The sequence below is a fragment of the Marinobacter sp. B-21 genome (genome assembly GCF_056857895.1).
The window spans coordinates 1-5,580 of record NZ_JBSXNZ010000043.1; the positions used below are offsets into that span (position 1 = coordinate 1).

Annotated in this window: 5 protein-coding genes; all 5 read left to right on the forward strand. The window is 54.9% G+C overall.

Annotated features, from left to right (window positions below; all coding sequences use genetic code 11):
• Positions 1-229 precede the first annotated feature (229 nt).
• The 5 genes from AC13C0_RS02280 to AC13C0_RS02300 all read left to right on the forward strand — a co-directional run bounded on the left by AC13C0_RS02280 (position 230) and on the right by AC13C0_RS02300 (position 5,387).
• Complete coding sequence (locus AC13C0_RS02280) at positions 230-2,098, forward strand: phospholipase effector Tle1 domain-containing protein (protein WP_341581709.1); 1,869 nt, start codon at positions 230-232, stop codon at positions 2,096-2,098.
• Positions 2,088-2,705 carry a DUF2931 family protein gene (locus AC13C0_RS02285; RefSeq protein WP_341581711.1) on the forward strand — a complete coding sequence of 206 codons (618 nt, stop codon included), beginning with the start codon at positions 2,088-2,090 and terminating at the stop codon, positions 2,703-2,705. Before AC13C0_RS02280 ends, AC13C0_RS02285 begins: the two co-directional genes overlap by 11 nt.
• Positions 2,706-3,558: 853 nt before the next feature.
• Positions 3,559-3,798, forward strand: a complete 240-nt coding sequence (locus AC13C0_RS02290; RefSeq protein ID WP_117618757.1) for a DUF4160 domain-containing protein — start codon at positions 3,559-3,561, stop codon at positions 3,796-3,798.
• Complete coding sequence (locus tag AC13C0_RS02295) at positions 3,758-4,024, forward strand: DUF2442 domain-containing protein (protein ID WP_117618758.1); 267 nt, start codon at positions 3,758-3,760, stop codon at positions 4,022-4,024. Before AC13C0_RS02290 ends, AC13C0_RS02295 begins: the two co-directional genes overlap by 41 nt.
• Before the next feature lie 436 nt (positions 4,025-4,460).
• A complete protein-coding gene (locus tag AC13C0_RS02300) occupies positions 4,461-5,387 on the forward strand; it encodes a reverse transcriptase N-terminal domain-containing protein (protein ID WP_482953897.1) in 927 nt (308 codons plus the stop codon).
• The last annotated feature ends 193 nt before the right edge of the window (positions 5,388-5,580 follow it).

Below are 5,580 nucleotides of genomic sequence, written 5' to 3' on the forward strand. Positions count from 1 at the left end.
CCGCCTGAATGGATGCGTTATTGGATGTGAATAGGTGGGTCGCCTGGGCGGCCTTTAAAGGGCTTGAGCTGTATGATGGGAAACTATCACGTACAGTTCTTATGGGGCGAAGGGCCGGAAGGCCCTTAGCTACCAGGTTTGGTGCCAATCATGCTAAAATCGCGGGTTTTGAACAATGTTTAACCACGGGTAGCCCGGACGCTACTCATCACAGAAAGGAACTCTGGCTATGAGCAATCTGATTGCCGCCTGCGTCGGCGACATGCACGTTTGCCCGATCAAAGGGCACAGCTCTTCCCCCATCATGCCAAACGGCTCCAGCATCCTCGTTGAAGGCAAACCGATTGCCCGAGTGGGTGATGTCACCGGTTGCGGCGCTGTCATTACCCAGGGCTATCCATTGGCGTTGGCCGATGGTATGCCTGTGGCGTACCTTGGCAGCCCGACCAGCCATGGCGGTTCCATTGTCAGCGGCAATCCACGGGTGCTTTTGGGCGTCGCCACCAATACTGCACCGGTTGTGGATTTTGCCATGGCGGGCGCACTGGATGACAAAGGCCAGCTTACTCCTGCCGCTAAAGAATTGCTGGACAAAGATCCACAGGAGTTTGTACGCAAAGCTGCTCAGAAAGGCGCATTGATTGACGAAGGTGTTTCTGACGAATCGCCAGAGGATTCGCCCGAAGAAGAGAACCGTCCTAAGGTCCGGGTGGAGGCTGGCATCTTTTTCGATGGCACCGGCAACAACCGCGATAACACACAGACGTACCAGCGACAGATGGACGAATGTCTTACGGCCAATGCGGCTGGGGCCATCTCCGAGGACGAGTGCAGTGCCGAACTGTCGCAGGTGATGGAAGGCAGTTACCTCAGTGCGGAAACCAATGTCTCCAAGCTGGAGCGAATGTATCAGCAGGGTCAATTCCAGAGTGAGGAATGGAAGGAAGCTCACCGCATCTCGACCTACGTTTCCGGTGTTGGCACCAAGTCCGGCGAATCGGATGATGGTCCCAGCATGGGGCTTGGACTTGGTGAGCAAGGCATACTCAAGAAAATTGCCGAAGGGTCCGGCGATTTGGCGACTGATGTTCGTGACTATGTTAGCGCCCCCATCGACGAATTGATTCTCGACGTTTTCGGTTTCAGCCGTGGCGCGGCCACGGCCCGGCATTTCATCAGCCGGGAAGTTCAGGATGAAGGCGGTGCGCTGGCCGCCGCGTTTAAACAGCAGGGCATTCCTTGGCCGAAGAAGATCACCGTTCGCTTTGTAGGTCTGTTCGATACCGTTGCGGGGATTGCCGATCTCGGCAATCTGGACTTTTCAGCACACGATGCAGAAACCGGACGCATCAACGTCAACCTGAGGCCGGAGCATGCCGAACGGCTTGTTCAGTTTGCGGCACGGGATGAGCGCCGCCACAACTTTTCACTCAACAGTCTTCGGGGTGAGTCCGGCAACTTGCCCGACCACTTCAGCGAATGGACGCTGCCTGGTGCCCATTCCGATATTGGCGGTGGTTACCCGGATCGCTTTCATGAGCGTGTCGAGGTGCGCCCACCTCTGGTAGTCAGAGGGAAAGATCGCCGCAATCCCGAAGCCAGTTTCGAATTTTCGCGCATGTTGCAGGAACGTGCACTGATCAAAAACGAAGGCTGGATCGGGCCGCTGAACCCACTCGCCACATTGGATATCGAGCAGGAGCGCCCACCCGGTTTGCCGGGCGGAGACATCACGCTTCGCCTTTGGCTGGACCGCGAGGTTCGTGGTGAATATTCCCGTATTCCGCTGTATCTAATGCACAAGTTGGCGGTGGATGCTGGTGTGCCTTTCCAATCTATCAACCCAGAAGTGGACGGCCTTTCTCTACCGCAAGAATTAATGACCGTCGCCAGAAATCTCGCCGCCCATGTGTGGCATGGCAGTGAGCTATTGATGACACCGGAATCCAGAGCGTTACTGAAACAGCGATATATCCACCATTCCGATCATTACTTGCGGCTCGGCCCGTTGTACCCTTTCAGACCCGGCAAGTATGGCCGCCGAACTGTGCATCCGAATAAGGGGCAATGGGCAGAGGGGGAGTACCATGAGTATTAAGTCGCTTGCCATTAGCTTCTGTGTCCTGGTGTTGCTGGGGTGTTCGGATCAGAGTGAATCGGAAGGGCCAGCGTATGGCCCCGACCCGACTTACCGAAGTATCTCTGTTGTGGTGCCCCAGCATTACGATGCGTGGGTCGAGACTTTAATCCTGGAATCTGTGTCGGGGGAAATCGGTTGGCGAGCACCCATTGGGATAATCACCTGCTGCTGGGAACACCCCTCTGGCAAGAGCGCGGAGTGGCAGGCGATGCCGGGACTGGTGCTTATCAAGTGGTTCTCGTTTGCCGAACAGCAATCTTACCGGGCGTTGATCCAGCTTGAGAATGCCCGCGAAATTGAGGAGAAAATGAAAGAAATCGCTCCCTATGAGCGTTACGGAAAGAATTTTGAGGTTCCTCGTTACAACCTTGTATTTGGCCTGGCACCGGGCGGCACGGTAGTTGTCTGGATTATGAACGGGGCGGAAAATGCGATTGAGGTGGGGCGATACGAGGCCACACCGTTCACCAACGAGAAGTCAGATTATTCTCAATGGGTAGATGAATATCTGGAAAAAGAAGGCGAATATCTCCGGGAAAACGGGATCAAACTGGATGGCTGGTAGGCGCATGTCCTGATAGCCTGGGAGTCAGGCACCACATAATCGGGTAGCCGGGGGTATCTAGCCCCAGCCCCCACAACACCCTGCATGCGGGTCCGCACAGGGCGTTTCCCGGAAATGTTTAAAGTAAAATGGCCGATTACCTCCTTCTTACCCCGATGACGGCTTCTGATTTTGCGCCAACGCTCCTGGGTTCGGTCGGATATAGAGCAGTTGAGCGGCACAGGCTCCTCATTGATTTCCGAGTTCAGGCCTTCACCGTGTCCCAACCATTACGCTGGGCATTTGGCTACTATGCCGTCTGCTGACTTCTGCTCAATCACTGGTGGGGTTACCCCCAGCGGCGCTATCGGTGTCCACCTTGTTCGCTCGCAACCGCCGATGGCAACGGCTGCGCCCAGGCTTGATCGACCAGTGGCCTGACTGGTAATTAACCGATCGCTCGTTGAGCAGATCCCGATGCGTCGGACCGCCCCAGATAAGAGCATGCACTGTCACTGCACAACTGCATCATTTCGTTACGGTGGCCGTTAGATCACGTGGCTTCGTCGTCTGGTGCCAACTCGCCTTCAGCCTACGCCTCATATGATGTTCTTGTTCATCAGCTCGCAGTTTTGCTAGCGGCTTACTTCCGGCCGGCGTTCCGGAGACCGCTCCTCGCGGATCGGCCCTTGCCATTCGCTAGTGGTTAGCGTTCAATCGGGTAAAACCGGCTAAACGGTGATCTTCCCACAGGGGACTTTCACCCCATTAGTTCATGCCCATGCTGGGCGTACACCATCGCATCAACGGGACCGGTTCTCCGCTGCCGCTCCAAACCGGCCCGTTATGCCAGCGTTATGTGTGAGGAGTATGGATGAGTCCTACAGTTTTCAGGGAGAAGGGGTACCGCTTCTTTTTCTTCTCGCGGGAGGAGTCTCGCATGCATGTCCATATAGTCTCAGGCGATGGCGAGGCCAAATTTTGGCTTGAACCAGACCTTGAACTAGCCAAGAATCACGGATATAGCCGTCAGCAATTGAAAGAAATCGAGTCATTGGTGGAGGGTCACCGCGATGAGCTTGTCAGCGCTTGGGAACAACACTTCAGCAGTTGAGGTGACAAATATATCGACTCACGGTGTGTGGCTCTTGGCTCACGACCGCGAATTTTTCATGCCATACAACAGCTTTCCTTGGTTCAAGGAGCAGCGAGTCAGTGCCATTCTAAATGTCGAAGAGCAATTCCCTGGCCATTTCTATTGGCCTGATCTGGACGTAGACCTTACCGAGGAAATTATTGAGCATCCCGAAAGGTTCCCGAATGTCGCCCACAGCACATAACCATCGCAGGCACGGCGACGTCTTTTTCACTGCGGCTTCGCCTCCATTCCAAAGCCGCGCATGCTGCAAGCGTTGATTGCGACATGAAGTTGCATGAATATATGTTGTAACCCGATGTTTTTTCCGTAACTGAGCGGATGTCGGAAGTGCAACCTGGTGTTCTACCACCAGTATCCTACCCACCATGCGAAAAGGACTTGGTATGAAGCGTTGGGGACAATGAACCATGGCAATGTCGTAGAGCCTTCAGGGAGGAAGAAGGTAACCCGTGATGGAGCCGGAGACTCTGCGTCGATGAGATGGGGGAAGAAGCGAAGGGTCTTCTGTAATGGAAGACATACGGATTCAGGATTTGTCCGACGCGAAAGTGTGCAGACGTCCCCTTGGTGCTTTGGTGCGAGAGAATTTGCGGGATTGATTTTATGAAGGAAGGCAAATGATGGCCGAACAGGCTAGTGCACCTTCAAGCGATGCACACCGCTGGCAGGCGATTGACTGGCCGGAGGTTGAAAAGCGCGTTTATCGACTGCAGGTGCGTATCGCACAATCTGTTCGCGAACAAAGGTGGGGCAAGGCGCGTGCTTTGCAGCATCTGTTGTCGCGCTCGTTTGCCGCGAAAGTGCTGTCGGTCAAACGAGTCATAGCCAATAAAGGAAGTCGCACCGCCGGTGTTGACGGGGTGCTTTGGACGTCACCCGGCCAATACTGGCGCGCGGCGCAAAGACTAGGGACAGCCGGTTATCAAGCGCAACCGCTGCGCAGGATCTACATCCCGAAAAAGAACGGCGATCGCCGCCCTTTAGGGATACCCACCCTTCACGACCGGGCGATGCAAGCTCTCTATGCGTTGGGGCTCAAACCCATAGCAGAAACCACCGGAGACCAACACTCCTACGGATTCAGAGAGGGGCGTAGCTTGCACGATGCCTGCAAACAAGGCTTTATCGTACTGGCCCAAAGAACCGCTGCACAGTGGATTCTGGAAGCCGATATCAAGGCCTGTTTTGATCGCATCCGCCATATTGGGCAAGGCTTCAACTTCCTGGGCTTTCACTACAGGAAATACCGAAGTACCTTGCTGGTCCAGCCGCAAGACGGCAAAACCCGGGAGTTGCCGGAGAAAGTGCGAGGTGTGCTGAAGAAGTACCGTGGCATCCCTTTCCACGCTTTACTGGCAAAGCTCAATGCCGTCATCAGAGGCTGGGCCTATGCGTATCGACACGTGGTAGCGAAAGAACGCCTGAGTTACGTCGATGACAGGATCTACCCACTGGTTAAAAAGTGGTTACAGCAGGAGCACCGATCCAAGACGTGGGCATTGGATCAGAAAGCGCTACCGAGGGCGTTTCAAAGGTCGTATTGAGTATGGGTGCTATTACCCGACCGCGTCAGGTATGAAGCTCATACGGTTGTTCAAGGCCGGGGACTTGCCGATTCGGTATCATAGCAAAATACGCAGTGGTGCCAATCCCTATGACCTGGCGGACAAAGACTACTTCGAAGCGAGAGCCCGAAAGCAGCGGATGAACGCACGACGGGACCGACGATTCCTCAAC

Bases quoted from the DNA above. Each gene is read 5' to 3' on its own strand.
- AC13C0_RS02280 (WP_341581709.1), top strand. From the start codon at position 230: ATGAGCAATCTGATTGCCGCCTGCGTCGGCGACATGCACGTTTGCCCG.
- AC13C0_RS02285 (WP_341581711.1), top strand. From the start codon at position 2,088: ATGAGTATTAAGTCGCTTGCCATTAGCTTCTGTGTCCTGGTGTTGCTG.
- AC13C0_RS02290 (WP_117618757.1), top strand. From the start codon at position 3,559: ATGAGTCCTACAGTTTTCAGGGAGAAGGGGTACCGCTTCTTTTTCTTC.
- AC13C0_RS02295 (WP_117618758.1), top strand. From the start codon at position 3,758: ATGAGCTTGTCAGCGCTTGGGAACAACACTTCAGCAGTTGAGGTGACA.
- AC13C0_RS02300 (WP_482953897.1), top strand. From the start codon at position 4,461: ATGATGGCCGAACAGGCTAGTGCACCTTCAAGCGATGCACACCGCTGG.